Annotated in this window: 19 protein-coding genes; 16 read left to right on the top strand and 3 right to left on the bottom strand. The window is 70.2% G+C overall.

The window, feature by feature from the left end; genetic code table 11:
* Positions 1-15: 15 nt before the first annotated feature.
* Positions 16-582, top strand: coding sequence for an HD domain-containing protein (locus tag JQN83_RS07205; protein ID WP_208566245.1), 567 nt, complete (start codon positions 16-18; stop codon positions 580-582).
* Here JQN83_RS07205 and JQN83_RS07210 read toward each other — a convergent pair.
* Both JQN83_RS07210 and JQN83_RS07215 read right to left on the bottom strand, forming a co-directional pair.
* Positions 570-1040: an NUDIX domain-containing protein gene (locus JQN83_RS07210; protein ID WP_208566246.1), complete on the bottom strand. Its 471-nt coding sequence runs from the start codon at positions 1038-1040 to the stop codon at positions 570-572. The two genes, JQN83_RS07205 and JQN83_RS07210, sit on opposite strands and share 13 nt — an antisense overlap.
* Positions 1041-1044: 4 nt before the next feature.
* Entirely contained in the window at positions 1045-1803 is a 759-nt protein-coding gene (locus JQN83_RS07215) for an XRE family transcriptional regulator (protein ID WP_208566247.1), read from the bottom strand.
* A 179-nt stretch (positions 1804-1982) separates the two neighbouring features.
* Here JQN83_RS07215 and JQN83_RS07220 point away from each other — a divergent pair, with 179 nt between their 5' ends.
* From JQN83_RS07220 to JQN83_RS07280, 13 genes are all read left to right on the top strand, one after another.
* The gene (locus JQN83_RS07220) at positions 1983-2303 is read left to right on the top strand and encodes a hypothetical protein (protein WP_088643449.1); all 321 of its coding nucleotides are present in this window, start codon (positions 1983-1985) and stop codon (positions 2301-2303) included.
* A gap of 234 nt (positions 2304-2537) precedes the next feature.
* On the top strand, positions 2538-2966 hold the full coding sequence (locus JQN83_RS07225) for a DUF3307 domain-containing protein (protein WP_208566248.1): 429 nt from the start codon (positions 2538-2540) through the stop codon (positions 2964-2966).
* A 117-nt stretch (positions 2967-3083) separates the two neighbouring features.
* Positions 3084-4013 carry a hypothetical protein gene (locus tag JQN83_RS07230; protein ID WP_208566249.1) on the top strand — a complete coding sequence of 310 codons (930 nt, stop codon included), beginning with the start codon at positions 3084-3086 and terminating at the stop codon, positions 4011-4013.
* Between the two features lie 88 nt (positions 4014-4101).
* Entirely contained in the window at positions 4102-4968 is an 867-nt protein-coding gene (locus JQN83_RS07235; protein ID WP_208566250.1) for an FtsK/SpoIIIE domain-containing protein, read from the top strand.
* Positions 4965-5174 carry a hypothetical protein gene (locus tag JQN83_RS07240; RefSeq protein WP_208566251.1) on the top strand — a complete coding sequence of 70 codons (210 nt, stop codon included), beginning with the start codon at positions 4965-4967 and terminating at the stop codon, positions 5172-5174. Before JQN83_RS07235 ends, JQN83_RS07240 begins: the two co-directional genes overlap by 4 nt.
* Before the next feature lie 86 nt (positions 5175-5260).
* The gene (locus JQN83_RS07245; RefSeq protein WP_208566252.1) at positions 5261-5701 is read left to right on the top strand and encodes a DUF6197 family protein; all 441 of its coding nucleotides are present in this window, start codon (positions 5261-5263) and stop codon (positions 5699-5701) included.
* Positions 5698-5997: a hypothetical protein gene (locus tag JQN83_RS07250; protein ID WP_208566253.1), complete on the top strand. Its 300-nt coding sequence runs from the start codon at positions 5698-5700 to the stop codon at positions 5995-5997. Before JQN83_RS07245 ends, JQN83_RS07250 begins: the two co-directional genes overlap by 4 nt.
* Entirely contained in the window at positions 5994-6338 is a 345-nt protein-coding gene (locus tag JQN83_RS07255) for an RRQRL motif-containing zinc-binding protein (RefSeq protein WP_208566254.1), read from the top strand. Before JQN83_RS07250 ends, JQN83_RS07255 begins: the two co-directional genes overlap by 4 nt.
* The gene (locus tag JQN83_RS07260; protein WP_208566255.1) at positions 6338-7105 is read left to right on the top strand and encodes a hypothetical protein; all 768 of its coding nucleotides are present in this window, start codon (positions 6338-6340) and stop codon (positions 7103-7105) included. Before JQN83_RS07255 ends, JQN83_RS07260 begins: the two co-directional genes overlap by 1 nt.
* Entirely contained in the window at positions 7102-7371 is a 270-nt protein-coding gene (locus JQN83_RS07265; RefSeq protein ID WP_208566256.1) for a hypothetical protein, read from the top strand. The genes JQN83_RS07260 and JQN83_RS07265 overlap by 4 nt, the downstream gene beginning before the upstream one ends.
* A complete protein-coding gene (locus JQN83_RS07270) occupies positions 7371-9161 on the top strand; it encodes a replication initiator (protein WP_208566257.1) in 1791 nt (596 codons plus the stop codon). The genes JQN83_RS07265 and JQN83_RS07270 overlap by 1 nt, the downstream gene beginning before the upstream one ends.
* Positions 9162-9185: 24 nt before the next feature.
* Entirely contained in the window at positions 9186-9374 is a 189-nt protein-coding gene (locus JQN83_RS07275) for a helix-turn-helix domain-containing protein (RefSeq protein WP_208566258.1), read from the top strand.
* A 15-nt stretch (positions 9375-9389) separates the two neighbouring features.
* Positions 9390-10610, top strand: a complete 1221-nt coding sequence (locus tag JQN83_RS07280) for a tyrosine-type recombinase/integrase (RefSeq protein WP_208566259.1) — start codon at positions 9390-9392, stop codon at positions 10608-10610.
* A 46-nt stretch (positions 10611-10656) separates the two neighbouring features.
* Here JQN83_RS07280 and metH read toward each other — a convergent pair whose 3' ends face one another.
* Positions 10657-14160, bottom strand: coding sequence for a methionine synthase (gene metH / locus JQN83_RS07285; protein ID WP_279632687.1), 3504 nt, complete (start codon positions 14158-14160; stop codon positions 10657-10659).
* 271 nt (positions 14161-14431) lie between these two features.
* Here metH and JQN83_RS07290 point away from each other — a divergent pair, with 271 nt between their 5' ends.
* Together JQN83_RS07290 and JQN83_RS07295 are read left to right on the top strand one after the other, a co-directional pair.
* Positions 14432-15301, top strand: a complete 870-nt coding sequence (locus JQN83_RS07290; protein WP_208566261.1) for a PAC2 family protein — start codon at positions 14432-14434, stop codon at positions 15299-15301.
* A gap of 159 nt (positions 15302-15460) precedes the next feature.
* Positions 15461-16252, top strand: coding sequence for a GntR family transcriptional regulator (locus tag JQN83_RS07295; protein ID WP_208566262.1), 792 nt, complete (start codon positions 15461-15463; stop codon positions 16250-16252).
* The last annotated feature ends 119 nt before the right edge of the window (positions 16253-16371 follow it).

Here is a 16371-nt window from a genome sequence, read left to right on the forward strand (position 1 = left end):
CCGTACCCTGGCGGGATGGCCGACCTCGTCGATACCGCTCGGGAAGTTGCGCGACACTTGTTGGAGACGCCGTTACCTCGTCGGTGGAGTCACGTCCAGGCGGTGGCCGCCAAGGCGGACCGGATCAGCGCGGCGGTCCCGGCCGAAGATCGCGCGGTGCTCGTGGCGTCGGCGTGGCTGCATGATGTGGGCTACAGCCCTGACCTGGTCGATACCGGCTTTCACTCCCTCGACGGTGGGCGCTGGTTGCGGCGTGAGCGGTTCAACGAGCGCATTGCCGCCCTGGTAGCTCATCACTCCTGCGCCTGGCTGGAAGCGGAGGAACGTGGGCTCGGTGAGGTCCTGGCCGCCGAGTTCCCTCGGGAGGAAACCGCAGTGACCGACGGGCTTTGCTTCTCGGACATGACGACCGGGCCGGACGGCCAGGACTTCGAGGTGTTGGAGCGGCTGGCGGAAATCCGGTCACGGTATGGGCCGGAGCACCTGGTGACGCGGTTCATCGGTCGGGCGGAACCGGAGATGGTTGCCGCTGTGCGGCGGACTCAGGAGCGGCTCGCCGGCGGTGTTCGTCAGCCGATGTAGGGCTCGGGGCGTTCCTCGTAGCCGTGGGTGATGCGGAGCAGGGTCGACGGGTGGATGTCGAGCGCGGCCAGCTCGTCGCGGGCAACCCACCGGACTTCGTGTGACTCGTCGCTCGGGGTCGGGGTGCCGCTGACCGGTACGGCGCGGAAGCAGAGCGAGAACTGCTGCCGTACCTCGCCGTCTGAGTACTCGATGACGTGACCGGGGTCGGAGTAGACACCGACCATCCCGGTCACCTCAGCCCTGATGCCGGTCTCCTCGCGGGTCTCCCGGACTGCCGTCTCGGCGACCGATTCACCGATCTCCTGACCACCGCCGGGCAGGGACCACAGACCGTTGTCGGTGCGCCGGATGAGCAGCACCCGGGCCTGCTCGTCTAGGACGAAGACGGAGACGGCGACGACGATGCTGTTGGCCTTCGGCGCGTTCGGGTCGTGGTAGTGCTCGGTTCTCGCCATGTCTCTAGGCTGCCACCTCGTCGCCGGGCCGGCGCTTCGAGACGCCCAAGATCCGGTCGAAGCTGTCTGAGTAGGTGCGGAACAGGTCGCCGCCGTTGAGCTTGCGTAGGTGCATGACGGGCGCGTGGGGCGCCGGGAAACCGAGGACGTGCATGTTGACCAACATCTCGTCATCGAAGCGGTAGATCGAGTTGTAGAGGGTCGTGTCGTGGTAGAGCACGTTCACCCCGGGCGCATCGTCAAGCCGCTTGTAGTACCCCTGGACCTGGCGGATCTTCGCGGCCATCACGCCGGGCGCACCTTCCTCGACGCTCCTTCGCTCGATCGCGGCACTGGTCGGATCACCTAGCAGGATGTTCACCGTTACGCCGTCAAGGCCCTTTTGACGCAGGACGTCGACAAGCATCGGGTCCTGCTCCACGAGGAATAGGCCGGCGTAAGCCAGTACGTCGATGCGCTGCTCGGCCCGTTCGATCAGTCGTCGCCACAGGTCGTTCGGCACCGAGGAACGCCGGGAGTAGAGCTGGACCAATTCGCTCTGCCCGATCTTCGATGCCCGTTCCGGGGTCACCGCCTCCGGCCACAGGTACGGGACGTCTTCACGCACCATCGCCGCGATGGCGTGCCGATGGCGCGGATACGGCGTCCGATTCTGGGTGATCCAGCGTTCTACAGTCTTCGCGTCGACCCCGATCCTCTCGGCTACGGCGACGGGAGTCAGGCCGTTGCGCAGGATGGCATCGCGTAGCCGGTCGTTCGGCATCGGACACTCCTCAAGGGACGACTTTAGGACGACTACAAGGTAGCCCAGACGTCCCATAGTCGTCCAGCCCATCGGATGGGTTGTCCCCCGCTTTCCGGGAGTCTTTACCGCAGAGGCCAAGAGCAGAAAGTCCACCGGGGACAAGCTCACTACCTGGCCCGAGACACAGGAGGTTTGTTGTGAAGCTGTACGTGGACACCCAGAGCAAGCAGGTTCAGGTGACGAGGGACCCGGAGCCGAAGAACGACCAGAACGGCAACCAGCGGTCGGAGAAGAACACTGGCCGGCTCATGTGGTCCACCCAGGTCTTCGTGCTCGACGAGACCGGTGGCGAGATCATCACCATCACCACGGCGGGAGAGAAGCCGGGCGTGACGGTGGGACAGCTCGTCGCTGTCGAGCAGTTGGAGGCCATTCCGTGGGCGACCAACGGGCGTAACGGCGTCGCGTTCCGTGCCATCTCGCTGAAGCCGAAGGCTGGTGCCTCGGCGGCCAAGTGAGGTTCCTCGCTCACCGTGCTGTGTGAGCCTCTGGTGTCTTCGCACGAAGCGGCCTGACGGTCCGCTGATCTGATCCGCCCAAGGTTCCGGGAGCGTTTCTGGCTCCTACTCTCCCGGCCCTCGGCAACCTGCGGTTGCCCTCTCGATATGGCGCGGGGTCGGTACTGGCTCCTACACCTGCCGACCCCGCCTGCCATCCAACCCGTCTGCCCATTGTTGTTGGGAGTGGTTGTCATGCTCGTTTCCGCCATCGTGTTCGCCGTTGTCGCGGCGACCTTCTACGCCGGCCACCAGGTGGCCGACCACGTCTTCGGTCAGTCCGACAAGCAGGCCGCCCACAAGGCCGCTCCCGGCTGGGACGGCTGGCGTCACCTGCTGGGCCACATCGTGGCCTATCACCTCGTGGTGGTGGTCATGTTGACCGTCGCCATCGTCGCGCTCGACCTGCCCGTCACCGTTGTCGGGCTCACTGCCGGTGTCGGCTTCTCCGCCGTCTCCCACGCCATCCTCGACCGGCGTTGGCCGGTGCGGTGGCTGCTCATCCACACCGGAAGCGCGGACTTCGCCGACCGCCAAGCCCCGATCTGCGGCATGTACCTGGCGGATCAGTCCCTGCACGCGGCCTGCCTGTGGGTGTCCGCACTGCTCATCGCCTGCATCTGAGCCCATCGGCTGCTGCGGCGGCCTGAGTATTTCGAGCGCGGGGCCGGTACTGGCTCCTACACCTGCCGACCCCGTGCTCTCCAACCCATCCAGCCCAATCGCTTGGGAGGACGTGTCATGTCCAAGTCTAGCCCTCGCCGCTCGTTCGGGCGGAAGTCAATCGGAACCGTGACGGTCATCGAGGCCAAGGTGCACCGGTCGTCGGCCCGGAACGCTCGCATGGCGTTCATCCTCACTGCGGTCATCATCGGCGTACTCGCTGCCGTGGTGGCCGCTGCCTACGTACACCCGATCATCGCGCTGTTCATCGGCGCGGCCGTCAGCGTCCCGTGTGGCGCGCTGGCCTGGCTCCTGGTCCGCATCTGGCCGGTACTGCGGCTGCTGTGGTGGTGGACCCCCGAAATCGTCCTGGCCGTGCTGCTGCTCACCGGCTGGGTGCAGCTCGCCACTCACACCTCGACCCTGGTCACCCTGGCCGTCGTCGCCGTCGTCCTCGGCGTTCCGGCCGCTGTTCCTGCTCTGCGCCGTCAGGTCGTCGCCTGGGTGTGGTGCCTGATCGTGCGCCACCGGCTGCGGGTGTGCTTCGCGCAGTTCATCATCGCCAACCAGTCGGGTTCCCTCCCGCTGATCCTGTGGGCCACGCCGACCCCGGTCGGCGAACGGGTCTGGGTCTACCTGCGGCCCGGCCTGTCCCTGGCGGACCTGGAAGGCCGCCTCGACAAGATCGCCGTGACCTGTCACGCCTCGTCCGTCCTGGTCGAACGGGCCTCGGACGGTAACGCCGCGTACCTGCGGTTCGACATCAAGCGCCGTGAGGTGCTGACCGCGACCGTCACCTCTCCCCTGGCCGACGTCATCGACCCTGACGCCCCGGCCACCGACCGGCCGACGCCGGTCATCCCCACCGCCCTGGACCTGCCCGACGTCCAGGCCCCCACCATCACCCTGCCCGTCCAGCCCAAGAAGCAGACCGCCACGTCGGCCAACGGCAGCAAGCCGGCCCCCGCGCCGTCGTCGGATGCCGACGACCTCTCCGACTGGCTCTGACCCCACCCCAACCCGACCCGGACGCGGGGAGCCCTACGGGCTCCTTCGTGTGGCTTCCCGCGCCCACCAACGCCCAAGGAGGGCACCCATGGCTACGGCATCCGCCCCGACCGCCGGCATTCCGGTGGGGCCTGGCCTGTCGATGTTCGACCCGATCTTCATCGGCATCGACGAGTTCGGCCAGCACGTCTACATCACCCTGGCCTACCGCAACCTCCTCGCCGGAGGCGAACCCGGTGGAGGCAAGTCCGGCCTCCTCAACACCATCGCCGCCCACGCGGCGCTCTCCGTCGACTCCCGCCTTGTCCTGCTGGACGGCAAGCTCGTCGAGCTGGGGCAGTGGGAGGACTGCGCCGACGCGTTCATCGGCCCCGACATCACCGCCGCCCTCGACGTCCTGCGACGCCTGCAAACGGTGATGAACAACCGCTACGCCTGGCTACGCGCCCACGGACGTCGCAAGGTCACCGCCCTCGACGGACTCTCCGTCATCACCGTCCTCGTCGACGAAATCGCCTTTTACTCCGCCACCATCGGCAGCAAGCAGGAGCAGGAAGAGTTCGTCGCCCTGCTCCGCGACCTGGTCGCCCGGGGACGTGCCGCCGGTATCCCCGTCATCGCCGCGACTCAGCGGCCGTCCTTCGACATCATCCCCACCAGCCTGCGGGACCTGTTCGGCTACCGCGCCGCGTTCCGCTGCACCACCCCCAACAGCTCGAACATCGTCCTCGGTCACGGCTGGGCCGAGCAGGGCTACACCGCCACCGATATCGCCCCCACCAACCAGGGCGCGGCCTACCTCATCGCCGAAGGCGGCACCCCTCGCCGCATCAAGGTGGCCTACCTCGATGACGCCCAGATCGCCGGCATCGCCGACTACGCCACCTGGACCCGTCGCCCCACCCGCCTATCCGCACCCACCGGAACCCGAGTCGACTGGGAGACCGCCGCATGAGCCTGCTCCAGCGCATCCACGCACGTCGCGCCCCGCGACCGACCACCCGCTACGTCAACCGCTTCGTCGTCGGCACGCCCGCCGAACTCGCCACGCTCCTGAAGCTGGCCGCCGATCACGGGATTCTCGCCTTCGCCTCCGCGCCCGTGCCGCTGGCCGACGACCCCACCCGATTCCGCCGCTACCTGCGGCTACGCACCCGCTGAACGGCCGACGGAACCGGCTCAAGCCCTGGAAAGCAGACCGGTTCCGCCGACCTCCCACCAAGCCCTTCTGAAAGGACGTGGCTGCCGTGAAGGCTACCCAGAACCCGCCCACCACCGGAATGGTCACCACTGCTGACCTGCTCCGGATGGCTGCCCTCTACCTGCGCCGGCACGGCTGGCACCAGGGCACCTACTACGCCTCCACCACCGACATCCTCACCCCGCCGGCCTGCGCCGCCGGGGCCATCCGCATCGCCTGCGCCGGTCGCCGGATCGAGCAGTTCGTCCAACTCGACAGCGATGCCCTCACCGACTATGTCACCGCCCTCGACGTGTTCGTCGACCACCTCGACGCCACCGCGCCCATGTTCTTCATCGACGAGGACGGCTACCTCCTCGACGAACACACCTCCCCCTACTCCTGGAACGACGACCCGGCCCGCACCGCCGAGCAGGTCGTCACCGCCCTTGAGGCCGCCGCCGACGAGTGGGACCGCCTCCACACCGCCGGGGGTGAGAACCGGTGAGCACCGTCAAGGCGTCCTTGACGCCATCCGTCCCCCGGCAGAAGCGTCGCGAGGTCGTCGAGAACGACCAGTTCGCCGCCTTCACCCGGCGCATCATCCGCGCCCACGGCCGCCGCGTCGCCACCGGCGACGTCGAAGCGCTCCGCGACCTCGTCGCGCTGTCCGCCGATCTCGACCGGGCCATCGGTGACGCCGTCGTCGGCCTGCGGGCTTTCGGCTACTCCTGGGCCGAGATCGGCTCCCGGCTCGGCATCTCCCGCCAGGCCGCCCAACAGCGTTGGGCAGACCGCTCATGACCGTCTTCTACGACCCGACCGGCAGCCGCTACGGCATGCCCACCTATCCGTACCGGATGGCCCCCGACGGCCTTGCTACCCGGCGGCAACTGCGCGCCGCCGGCCTCCGGCCCGCCGGACAGGAACCCGTCTGTCAGATCCTCTGGCGTCGCGGTAAGCGCGTTGCCTACCTCTACCGCCTCGACCTCGCCAAGCCGAAGCGGACCGCCACCCCCGCCCAACGGGAGGCCGTCACCAAGGCGCTCCGCGCCCGCCGCACCTGTCAGGTGTGCGGCCTGGTGCAGCCCTACTACATCCCTCGCCGCTACGGCTGCTGCCTCGACTGCCACGGAGGCCACTGATGTCCGCGAAGACCCCCGCTGCCGGCACCCGTGTGGAGGGTGTCGTCCTGGTCCTCATCCTCGTCGCCGTCGCCGGCTTCGCCGGGGCTGCCTCGTTTACCCACGTCAAGGACTGGACCCTCGCCAACTCCCCCACCGGCACCGGGCAATGGTTCGGCTGGGCCAACGCCGTCATCTCCGAACTCGTCCCCATCGCCTGCCTCCTCACCATCCGCCGACGCCGCCGGCTCGGCGCTTCCATCGGCTACCCGCTGTTCCTGCTCATCGCCGCCGCTGGCCTCTCCCTCGCCGCACAACTCGCGGTCGCCAAACCTGGCCTCTCCGGGTGGCTCCTGTCCGCCGTACCCGCCCTGGCCTTCATGGCCCTGGTGAAACTCGTCCTCGCCCCCGCCCCGGCCGCCACCGACAACACATCGCCGGTCGCTGAGCCGGCCGAGCCGATTCACGTCCAGGTGACCGAGCAGGTCACCGCCGAGCCGGTAACGCCGGCCGCCATCACCACCGACCCGGCACCCATCACGGTCACCCGGCCCACCAAGCTGGAGCCCGTCACCGCTGCGCCTGTCGCGCTGGAACCCGCCACCGTGCCGGCACCGGAGCCGGTCGACGTCCCTACCCACCTGCTGCCCATGGCCCGCTTCGCCGCCGTGCAACACGAGCAGAACACCGGAGCACCCATCACCCCGGACGAGCTGGCCGACCGGCTCGACGTCACCCCGGCCGTCGCCGGGCAACTCCTCACCACCCTGACCGGTGGTGCCCGATGACCATCGTCATCGTCGACATCGAACACGTCACCCACACCTGCCCCGTCTACCCCGACGGGCACCCGTACGACATCCGACGCACCGTCGTCGACGTCATCCCCGGCGGACCCTGCCGGGCACCGGTCACCGTCCGCTGCGGTGAACAGACCACCCTCATCCCCTGCCACCGGCACGAACCGACCAAGCGCCAATGCAGCGCCTGCCGGGTCATCGTCACCGAACGCACCATCACCACCCGCACCCCCAACGACGGGAGCGCGGCCTGATGGCCTCGACGCTGGACCTCACCCCCCGCGCTCTGGCCCGGGGGGTGGGCTCGAACGCCGACGTCCCACCCATCTACGACTACACCGCCGCCGGCTCCGCCTTCGAACGCGCCACCCGACCCGACTACTTCGGCTGGATCGAACACGTCCGCGCCGCCGCCGGCTGCACCCGCCCTATCCGCCTCGCCGGAAGCCTCCACACCGTCGACCCCACCACCGGTCGGGTCCTCGACCAACGGCACACCGACACCATGCCCGACGCGGTCATCTACACCGCCTGCGGCAACCGACGCGCCACCGTCTGCCCCTCCTGCGCCCACACCTACCAACGCGACGCCTACCAACTCCTGCGCGCCGGCCTCATCGGCGGCAAGGGCGTACCCGACACCGTCACCCAGCACCCGGCGGTGTTCCCCACCTTCACCGCACCGTCGTTCGGACCGGTCCACGTCCGGGCCGTCCGCAAACACACCTGCGCCAACCGCAAGCGCTGCGACTGCCGCCCCGACCCCTGCCACGCCCGCCGTGCCACCGACGCCACCGCCGGCCGCTGCCCACACGGCCGCCCCGCCGTCTGCTGGGCCAGGCACGAACCCGGTGACGCCACCCTCGGTCAACCGCTCTGCCTGGACTGCTACGACCACGACCACCAGGCCGTCTGGAACCTGTTCTCCGGCGAGCTGTGGCACCGCACCAAGCAAGCCGCGGAACGGCACCTCGCCAAACTCGCCCGACGGCGCGGCATCCCCCGCGTCCAGGTCGTCACCGCCTCCGGCAACACCCGCACCGTCCCGCCCGTGCGGCTGTCCCACGGCAAGGCCGCCGAGTTCCAGGCACGCGGTGCGGTCCACTTCCATGCCCTGGTCCGCCTCGACGGCGCCGACCCCGACGACCCGGCCGCCGTCGTCCCACCACCGGACGCCTTCACCACCGCCGACCTCGTCGACGCGCTCCGGCACGCCGCCGCTCAGGTCGCGTTCGCCACCCCCACCCACCCCGACCGGCCCGACGGCTGGCCCATCGCCTGGGGCGAGCAGCTCGACATCCGCCCCATCACGCTGAACGGCCACGGCGAGGTCACCGACAGCATGGTTGCCGGCTACCTTGCCAAGTACGCCACCAAGAGCACCGAGGTAACCGGGCACCGCTCCGTCAGGCTCACCGCCGACACCATCGGCGACCACGCCGACCCCGACGGCGACCACACCGCCCGCCTCATCGACGCCTGCTGGCGCATCGGTCGACCCACCGGCACCCCCGTCCCGCTGTCCCAGCGGCCCCGCGACCACCGGCCCCGGCCCGGCTTCGTCGACCGCTGGGAGTGCCCCGACTGCGGCACCCACACCCGATACGCCGCCTGCCCCGTCTGCGTCGCCCACCGTCAAGCCGGCCTTGACACCAAATCGACGCGACCAGCCAACCCCAACCCCTACGCCCGACTGCGCCGATGGGCGCACATGCTCGGTTTCGGCGGCCACTTTCTCACCAAGGCCCGGCGATACTCGGTCACCTTCCAGCTCCTGCGCGACACCCGCCGCCACCACCGGCAGCGTGAGGACCAGGACCACGCGCACCCGACCGCCGGCGGCCAGCTCGTCGACGAGCACGACGACACGACCCTGATCGTCGGCACCCTCACCTTCGCCGGCGTCGGCTGGCACACCACCGGTGATGCCCTCCTCGCCAACACCGCCGCCGCCATGGCCCGGGAGCGACAAGCCGCCGGGCGGGAAGAACTCGCCCACGAAGTCAGCACCAACCCGGCCGGTATCGCGCCGGCTGCCGCCTGACCCATCCGACTGCTGGGAGACGACATGACCCCCGTGTCACCGCTCAAGCTCTGGTCCGTCGAGGACGTCTCGGCGTACCTCGGCGTTCCCGTCCAGACCCTCTACACCTGGCGCAAGCGTCGCACCGGGCCACCTGCGGCTCGTGTCGGCCGTCATCTGCGCTACGACCCGGATGCCGTCCGCGCCTGGTTCGTCCAGCAGACCGCAGCCTGAGGGGAGGAACCGACCATGGCTCACATCGAGGATCGCTGGTACAAGACGGTCGTCGTCGACGACCGCAACGTCCAGGTGCCCAAGGCCACCCACGGCAAGGGGATGCGCTACCGGGTGCGCTACATCGGCCCGGACGGACGGGAGCGTTCGGAGTCGTTCCCGGACAGGCGCAAGCGGGACGCGTCGGCGTTTCTCGCCCAGGTCCAGGCTGACATCCTCAAGGGCACCTACGTCGACCCGGACGCCGGTCGGGTGACGTTCCGCAAGTACGCCGACGAGTGGCTCGCTGCCGCATCCTGCGACGAGTCGACCCGGGAACGGTTGGAGCGACAGTTCCGCCTGCACGTCTACCCGGTCTTCGGTGACCGCCCCATCGCCGCCGTCCAGCCGAACACGATCCGGGCCTGGGCCAAGCAGCTCCAGGACTCGGGCATGGCGGCCAGCTACCGCCGAAACCTGTTCAACGACGTGTCGATGATCCTCAACGCGGCCGTCGACGACCGGAAGGTGATCAGCAACCCCTGCGCACTCAAGACGGTCCGGGCTCCCCGGTACGTCCCGGCCAAGGTCGTCCCCTGGTCGACGGAGCGCCTCGCCTCGTTCCGTGCGGTGATGCGGGAACGCTATCGGATCGCCGTCGACCTGGGTGCCGGTTGCGGACTCCGGCAGGGCGAGATCTTCGCCGTCAGCCCGGACGACGTCGACACCTCGCGGCGACTGCTCCATGTCGACCGCCAGATCAAGATCGTGCGGGGAACCCTGGTCTTCGCCCCGCCCAAGGGCGGCAAGTTGCGGGAGGTCCCGCTACCCGACGCGGTCGCGGCACGGCTACGCGAGCACGCCGACCAGGTCGACCCCGTGCCGGTGACCCTGCCGTGGGGCACCCCCGACGGCGAACCCCGGACGGTCACGGTCTACCTCAGCACCGCCAACGGCGACCCGCTCAGCCGACCGTCGTTCAACGCCAACGTGTGGAAGCCGGCCATCCGGGCGGCCGGCGTCGAGGACACCCGGCAGAACGGCATGCACGTCCTACGCCACACGTACGCCTCGGTGCTGCTCGACGCGGGCGAGAACATCAAGGCGCTGTCGCTGTACCTCGGCCACGCCGACCCCGGCTTCACCCTGCGGGTCTACACCCACCTCCTGCCGACCAGCGAGGACCGCACCCGCCGGGCGATCGACACCGCCTTCGGGCACGGCCCCACGGCCCCCGACGGCCTGGCGACGGCCTAGAGGGGCGCTGGAATGGTGTTCGCGCAGCTCAGGAGGGGTGACGGCGTCACTTGGCGTTGAAGTAGTTGGCCTCCGGGTGGTGCACCACGATCGCGTCGGTGGCCTGCTCCGGCACCAGCTGGAACTCCTCCGACAGCTGCACGCCGATCCGCTCCGCCCCGAGCAGCTCCACGATCTTGGCCCGGTCCTCCAGATCGGGGCAGGCCGGGTAGCCGAACGCGTACCGGCAACCCCGGTAGTCGTTGCGCAGCAGGCCGGCCAGGTCGGTCGGGTCACCGGTGGCGACCGTGCCGCCGCCCGGCAGGGTCAGCTCGGAGCGGATACGCCGATGCCAGTACTCGGCGAGCGCCTCGGTGAGCTGCACGGACAACCCGTGCACCTCCAGGTAGTCGCGGTACTCGTTGGCGGCGAACATCTTCGCGGTGTACTCGCTGATCGGCTGGCCGACGGTGACCAACTGCAGCGCCACCACGTCGAGCCCGTCACCCCTCGGGCGGAAGAAGTCGGCCAGGCAGAGCCGGCGTTCCTGCCGCTGCCGGGGGAACGAGAACCGGGCCCGCTCGCTGTTGCCGTTCTCGTCCAGGATCACCAGGTCGTTGCCTTCGGAGTATGCCGGGAAGTAGCCGTACACCACGGCCGCCTCCAGCACCTGGTCGGCGATGAGCCGGTCCAGCCAGTACCGCAGCCGGGGCCGCCCCTCGGTCTCCACCAACTCCTCGTACGACGGGCCCTGGCCGCCCCGCGACCCGCGCAGCCCCCACTGGCCGAGGAAGGTGGCCCGCTCGTCCAGCAGGGACGCGTAGTCGGCCAGCGGCACCCCCTTGACCACCCGGGTGCCGAAGAACGGCGGGGTGGGTACGGCCACGTCGGTCGCCACGTCGGAGCGGACCGAGGCGTCGTCCAGCTCCGGCAGCACCTCGGTGACCATGGTGCGCTGCTTCTCCCGGCGGGCCCGCCGGGCCGCCAACGCGGCCTCCCGCTCCGGGTCGATCACGGGTGCGCCACCGCGCTTGGCGGTCATCACCCGGTCCATCAGGGCCAACCCCTCGAAGGCGTCCCGCGCGTAGTGCACCTGGCCGGGGAACATCGCCCGCAGGTCGTCCTCGACGTACGCGCGGGTCAGCGCCGCCCCGCCCAGCAGCACCGGCCACCGCTCGGCCACCCCGCGCGAGGCCATCTCGGCGAGGTTCTCCTTCATGATGACGGTGCTCTTGACCAGCAGCCCGGACATCCCGATCGCGTCGGCGCGATGCTCCTCGGCGGCGTCGAGGATCGCGGTGATCGGCTGCTTGATGCCGATGTTGACGACCTCGTAGCCGTTGTTGGACAGGATGATGTCGACCAGGTTCTTGCCGATGTCGTGCACGTCGCCGCGCACGGTGGCCAGCACGATCCGGCCCTTGCCGCCGTCCTCGACCGCCTCCATGTGCGGCTCCAGGTAGGCCACCGCCGTCTTCATCACCTCGGCGGACTGGAGCACGAACGGCAACTGCATCTGCCCGGAACCGAACAGCTCACCGACGACCTTCATCCCGTCCAGCAGGATGTCGTTGATGATGGACAGCGGGCTGCGGCCCTGCGCCATCGCGGTGTCCAGGTCGGCCTCCAGGCCGTTGCGCTCGCCGTCGATGATCCGTCGCTTGAGCCGCTCGTCCAGCGGCAGCCCCGCCAACTCCTCGGCCCGGGTGGCCCGCGCCGAGGCGGCGTCGACGCCCTCGAACGCCTCGATGAACCGCTGCACCGGGTCGTAGCCCTCGCGCCGCCGGTCGTAGATCAGGTCGAGGGCGACCTCCCGCTGCGCCTCGGGGATCTTGGACATCGGCAGGATCTTGCTGGCGTGCACGATCGCCGAGGTCAGACCCGCCTGCACGCACTCGTGCAGGAACACCGAGTTGAGCACCTGCCGGGCGGCCGGGTTGAGCCCGAACGACACGTTGGAGATGCCCAGGGTGAAGTTGACCCCCGGGTAGCGGGCGGCGATCTCCCGGATCGCCTCGATGGTCTCGATGCCGTCGCGGCGGGTCTCCTCCTGGCCGGTGGCGATCGGGAAGGTCAGCGCGTCGATGAGGATGTCCCCCCGGTCCATCCCCCACCGGCCGGTCAGGTCGTCGATCAGCCGGGCCGCGACCCGGACCTTCCACTCCCGGGTACGCGCCTGCCCCTCCTCGTCGATGAGCAGCGCCACCACGGCCGCGCCGTGCTCGGCGATCACCGGCATCACCCGGGCGTAGCGGGAGTCGGGGCCGTCGCCGTCCTCGAAGTTGACCGAGTTGACCACGCAGCGCCCACCGAGCATCTCCAGCCCGGCTTCGATGACCTGCGGCTCGGTGGAGTCCAGCATGATCGGCAGGGTGGACGCGGTGGCGAACCGGCCGGCCAGCTCCCGCATGTCCTGGGTGCCGTCGCGGCCGACGTAGTCGACGCACAGGTCCAGCAGGTGCGAGCCGTCGCGGGCCTGGCTGCGGGCCACCTCGACGCACGCCTGCCAGTCGGCGGCGAGCATCGACTCACGGAACGCCTTGGAACCGTTGGCGTTGGTCCGCTCCCCCACCATCAGCACCGAGGCGTCCTGGGCGAACGGCACCGGGTGGTAGATCGACGAGACACCCGGCTCGTGCCGGGGCTCGCGGGCGGCCGGGGTCGCGCCGTGCAACCGCTCGGCCAGCGCCCGGATGTGCTCCGGGGTGGTGCCGCAGCAGCCGCCGATCAGCCCGACGCCGTACTCGCCGACGAACCGCTCCAGGGCGTCGGCCAGCTCCACCGGGCTCAGCGGGAAGTACGCCCCGTCGGCGGTCAGCACCGGCAGGCCGGCATTCGGCATCACCGACAGCGGGATCCGGGAGTGCTGCGACAGGTAGCGCAGGTGCTCGCCCATCTCGGCCGGGCCGGTCGAGCAGTTCAGCCCGATCAGGTCCACCCCGAGCGGCTCGATGGCCGCCAGCGCCGCCCCGATCTCGCTGCCCACCAGCATCGTGCCGGTGGTCTCCACCGCGACGTGACAGATGATCGGCACCTGCTGGCCCAGCTCGGCCATCGCCCGCTTGGACCCGACCACGGCCGCCTTGACCTGCAACAGGTCCTGGCAGGTCTCGATGATCAACGCGTCCGACCCGCCGGCGATAAGCCCGGCGGCGTTCTCCTGGTAGGCGTCGCGCAGCGTCGCGTAGGGGGCGTGACCGAGGGTGGGCAGCTTGGTGCCGGGGCCGATCGAGCCGAGCACGAAGCGGGGCCGCTCGGCCGTGGTGTACGCGTCGGCGGCCTCCCGGGCGATCCGTGCGCCGGCCTCCGACAGCTCCCGGATGCGCTCCGGGATGTCGTACTCGGCGAGGTTGGCGAGGTTGGCACCGAAAGTGTTCGTCTCGACACAGTCCGCGCCGGCCGCCAGGTATTCCTCGTGCACACCGCGCACCACGTCGGGTCGGGTCACGTTGAGGATCTCGTTGCAACCCTCCAGCCCCTCGAAGTCGTCGAGGCTCAGGTCAGCCGCCTGGAGCATCGTCCCCATCGCGCCATCGGCGATGAGGATCCGGTCGGCCAGCACATCCCGCAACGAAGTCCGCACAGGTTCAGGTTAGTGCGAGGATCCCGACGATTGTCGACGCCCGGCCCCGTCCCACTATGTGTCCATCCGCTCATCGGGTCGGTTCGTACCGGTTCGGGGGCGGGGTGGGTCGGCGGACCGGCGCGGCCGACGGGCCACGCGCCGCGCCGGGACGTAGGCTGGCGGACGTGAAGGACATCAGGGACGCCACCGTGCACGGCGGGCGGGTGACCGGGTCGACCCCCGGCACCGTCGGCGACGAGCGGGGCGAGGTGACGGCGTGACCGAGTTCGACGGGCTGCCGGTGCTGCGGTCCCCGGTGGCGATCGCCGCCTTCGAGGGGTGGAACGACGCCGCGGACGCCTCCACCGCCGCCGTGGAACACCTGGAGCAGGTCTGGCAGGCCCGGCAGATCACCGAGATCGACCCGGAGGAGTTCTACGACTTCCAGGTCAGTCGGCCGACGATCACGATGTCCGACGGCGAGACCCGCCGGGTGGAGTGGCCCACCACCAAGTTCGTGGTGGCCAGCCCCGAGGGCACCGAACGCGACGTGGTGCTGATCCGGGGCATCGAGCCGAGCATGCGGTGGCGCACCTTCTGCGAACAGGTGCTGGAGATCTGCCACAGCCTGGAGGTCGAGCGGGTGGTGCTGTTGGGCGCGTTGCTGGCCGACGTGCCGTACACCCGGCCGTTGCCGATCAGCGGCAGCGCCTCCGACGCCCAGGCCGCCCAGCGCTACCAGCTCACCCCCACCCGCTACGACGGGCCCACCGGCATCGTCGGGGTGCTCCAGGATGCCTGCACCCGGGCCGAGGTCGACGCGGTGTCGTTCTGGGTGCACGTGCCGCACTACGCCAACAACCCGCCCTGCCCGAAGGCCACCCTCGCCCTGCTGCACCGGGTGGAGGAGGTGCTCGACCTGCCGGTCCCGATGGCCGACCTGGCCGAGGAGGCCGCCGAGTGGGAGCAGCGGGTCCGCAGCGCCGCCGAGCAGGACGCCGAGCTGGGTGAGTACGTCCGCGAGCTGGAGGAACGGGTCGGTGACGCGGGCATCACGCCGTTGACCGGTGACGAGATCGCCCAGGAGTTCGAGAAGTACCTGCGCCGCCGGGGTGGTTCCGCCGGCCCCACCGCCGGCTCCTGGTAGTCGTTCCTCGCATTCCTGGTAGTCGTCTTTCGGGTTTCTGGCAGTCGTCTTCGAAAGGCCCCGGGCGTCGTGGCGTCCGGGGCCTTTCGGCGTGTCCGGGGTGGCGTCGTCACGCTCTCTAGGGCATCCTAGGAACCTAGCTATCAGGAGGAGGCGGGCGTGCAGATCAACCCGGGGACCGCCGAGTTCCCGCACCGACAGATCGCCGCGCAGCTCAAGGCCCAGGTGCGCCGGGGCGACTGGGGGCCGGGCGAGCGGCTGCCGTCCATCCCGGCCATCGCCGAGCTGTTCGGGGTCGCGAAGCAGACCGTGCAGCGCGCCATCGACCAGCTGCGGGTCGAGGGCATCCTGATCACCAAACCCGGCTCCGGTACGTACGTGCGGGGCACCCGGCGGCGACTCAACCGGCTCTCCCGGGGCCGGTACGGCGGCTTCCGGGGCTACCACGCCGACCTCGCCGCCCGGTACCGCCAGCAGCTCGTCTCCGTCGGTCGGGCACCCGCCCCGCCCGAGGTCGCCGACGCGTTCGGGGTCCCCGACGGCACCGAACTGCTCTGCCGCCGGCACCTGGTACGCACCGACGAGTCCCCGGTGGAGGTGGGCGCGTCCTGGTTCCTGCCGAAGGACACCGCCGGCACCTCCCTGGAACGGGCCGAGGCGTTCGGTCGACCGCTCTACCAGGAGGCCGAGGAGGCGACCGGCCGGCGGTACACCACCGCCGCCGACACCATCAGCGCCCGCCAGCCCAGCCGGGAGGAGGCGGAGACCCTCCAGATCCGCCCCGACACGCCCGTGCTGCACCTGCTGCACGTCGCCTACGACGCCCACCGCAAGCCGATCGAGGTCGCCCAGGCCACCTGGCCCGGCCCGATGACCACGCTCACCGAGGAGTACCAGATCCCCGCCCCCGCGCCGGACCCCGACCCCGACCCCGGCCTGGTCCTCGGCTGATCCCGACCGGGCACCGCCCGCCGTCCCGGCCCCCGCACGGTCGGGCAGCACCGCCCGCCGTCCCGGCCCCCGCACGGCCGGGCAGCACCGCACGGGGGCCGGGCGGCAGTACCGCAGGC

The sequence above is a fragment of the Micromonospora antibiotica genome, from assembly GCF_017599305.1.
GTDB classification, from domain to species: domain Bacteria; phylum Actinomycetota; class Actinomycetes; order Mycobacteriales; family Micromonosporaceae; genus Micromonospora; species Micromonospora antibiotica.

Excerpts from the sequence above, each read along its gene's own strand:
- JQN83_RS07235 (WP_208566250.1), top strand. The coding sequence starts at position 4,102 with ATGGCTACGGCATCCGCCCCGACCGCCGGCATTCCGGTGGGGCCTGGC.
- JQN83_RS07210 (WP_208566246.1), bottom strand. The coding sequence starts at position 1,040 with ATGGCGAGAACCGAGCACTACCACGACCCGAACGCGCCGAAGGCCAAC.
- JQN83_RS07260 (WP_208566255.1), top strand. The coding sequence starts at position 6,338 with ATGTCCGCGAAGACCCCCGCTGCCGGCACCCGTGTGGAGGGTGTCGTC.
- JQN83_RS07230 (WP_208566249.1), top strand. The coding sequence starts at position 3,084 with ATGTCCAAGTCTAGCCCTCGCCGCTCGTTCGGGCGGAAGTCAATCGGA.
- JQN83_RS07225 (WP_208566248.1), top strand. The coding sequence starts at position 2,538 with ATGCTCGTTTCCGCCATCGTGTTCGCCGTTGTCGCGGCGACCTTCTAC.
- JQN83_RS07215 (WP_208566247.1), bottom strand. The coding sequence starts at position 1,803 with ATGCCGAACGACCGGCTACGCGATGCCATCCTGCGCAACGGCCTGACT.
- JQN83_RS07205 (WP_208566245.1), top strand. The coding sequence starts at position 16 with ATGGCCGACCTCGTCGATACCGCTCGGGAAGTTGCGCGACACTTGTTG.
- JQN83_RS07265 (WP_208566256.1), top strand. The coding sequence starts at position 7,102 with ATGACCATCGTCATCGTCGACATCGAACACGTCACCCACACCTGCCCC.
- JQN83_RS07240 (WP_208566251.1), top strand. The coding sequence starts at position 4,965 with ATGAGCCTGCTCCAGCGCATCCACGCACGTCGCGCCCCGCGACCGACC.
- JQN83_RS07255 (WP_208566254.1), top strand. The coding sequence starts at position 5,994 with ATGACCGTCTTCTACGACCCGACCGGCAGCCGCTACGGCATGCCCACC.
- JQN83_RS07275 (WP_208566258.1), top strand. The coding sequence starts at position 9,186 with ATGACCCCCGTGTCACCGCTCAAGCTCTGGTCCGTCGAGGACGTCTCG.
- JQN83_RS07270 (WP_208566257.1), top strand. The coding sequence starts at position 7,371 with ATGGCCTCGACGCTGGACCTCACCCCCCGCGCTCTGGCCCGGGGGGTG.
- JQN83_RS07280 (WP_208566259.1), top strand. The coding sequence starts at position 9,390 with ATGGCTCACATCGAGGATCGCTGGTACAAGACGGTCGTCGTCGACGAC.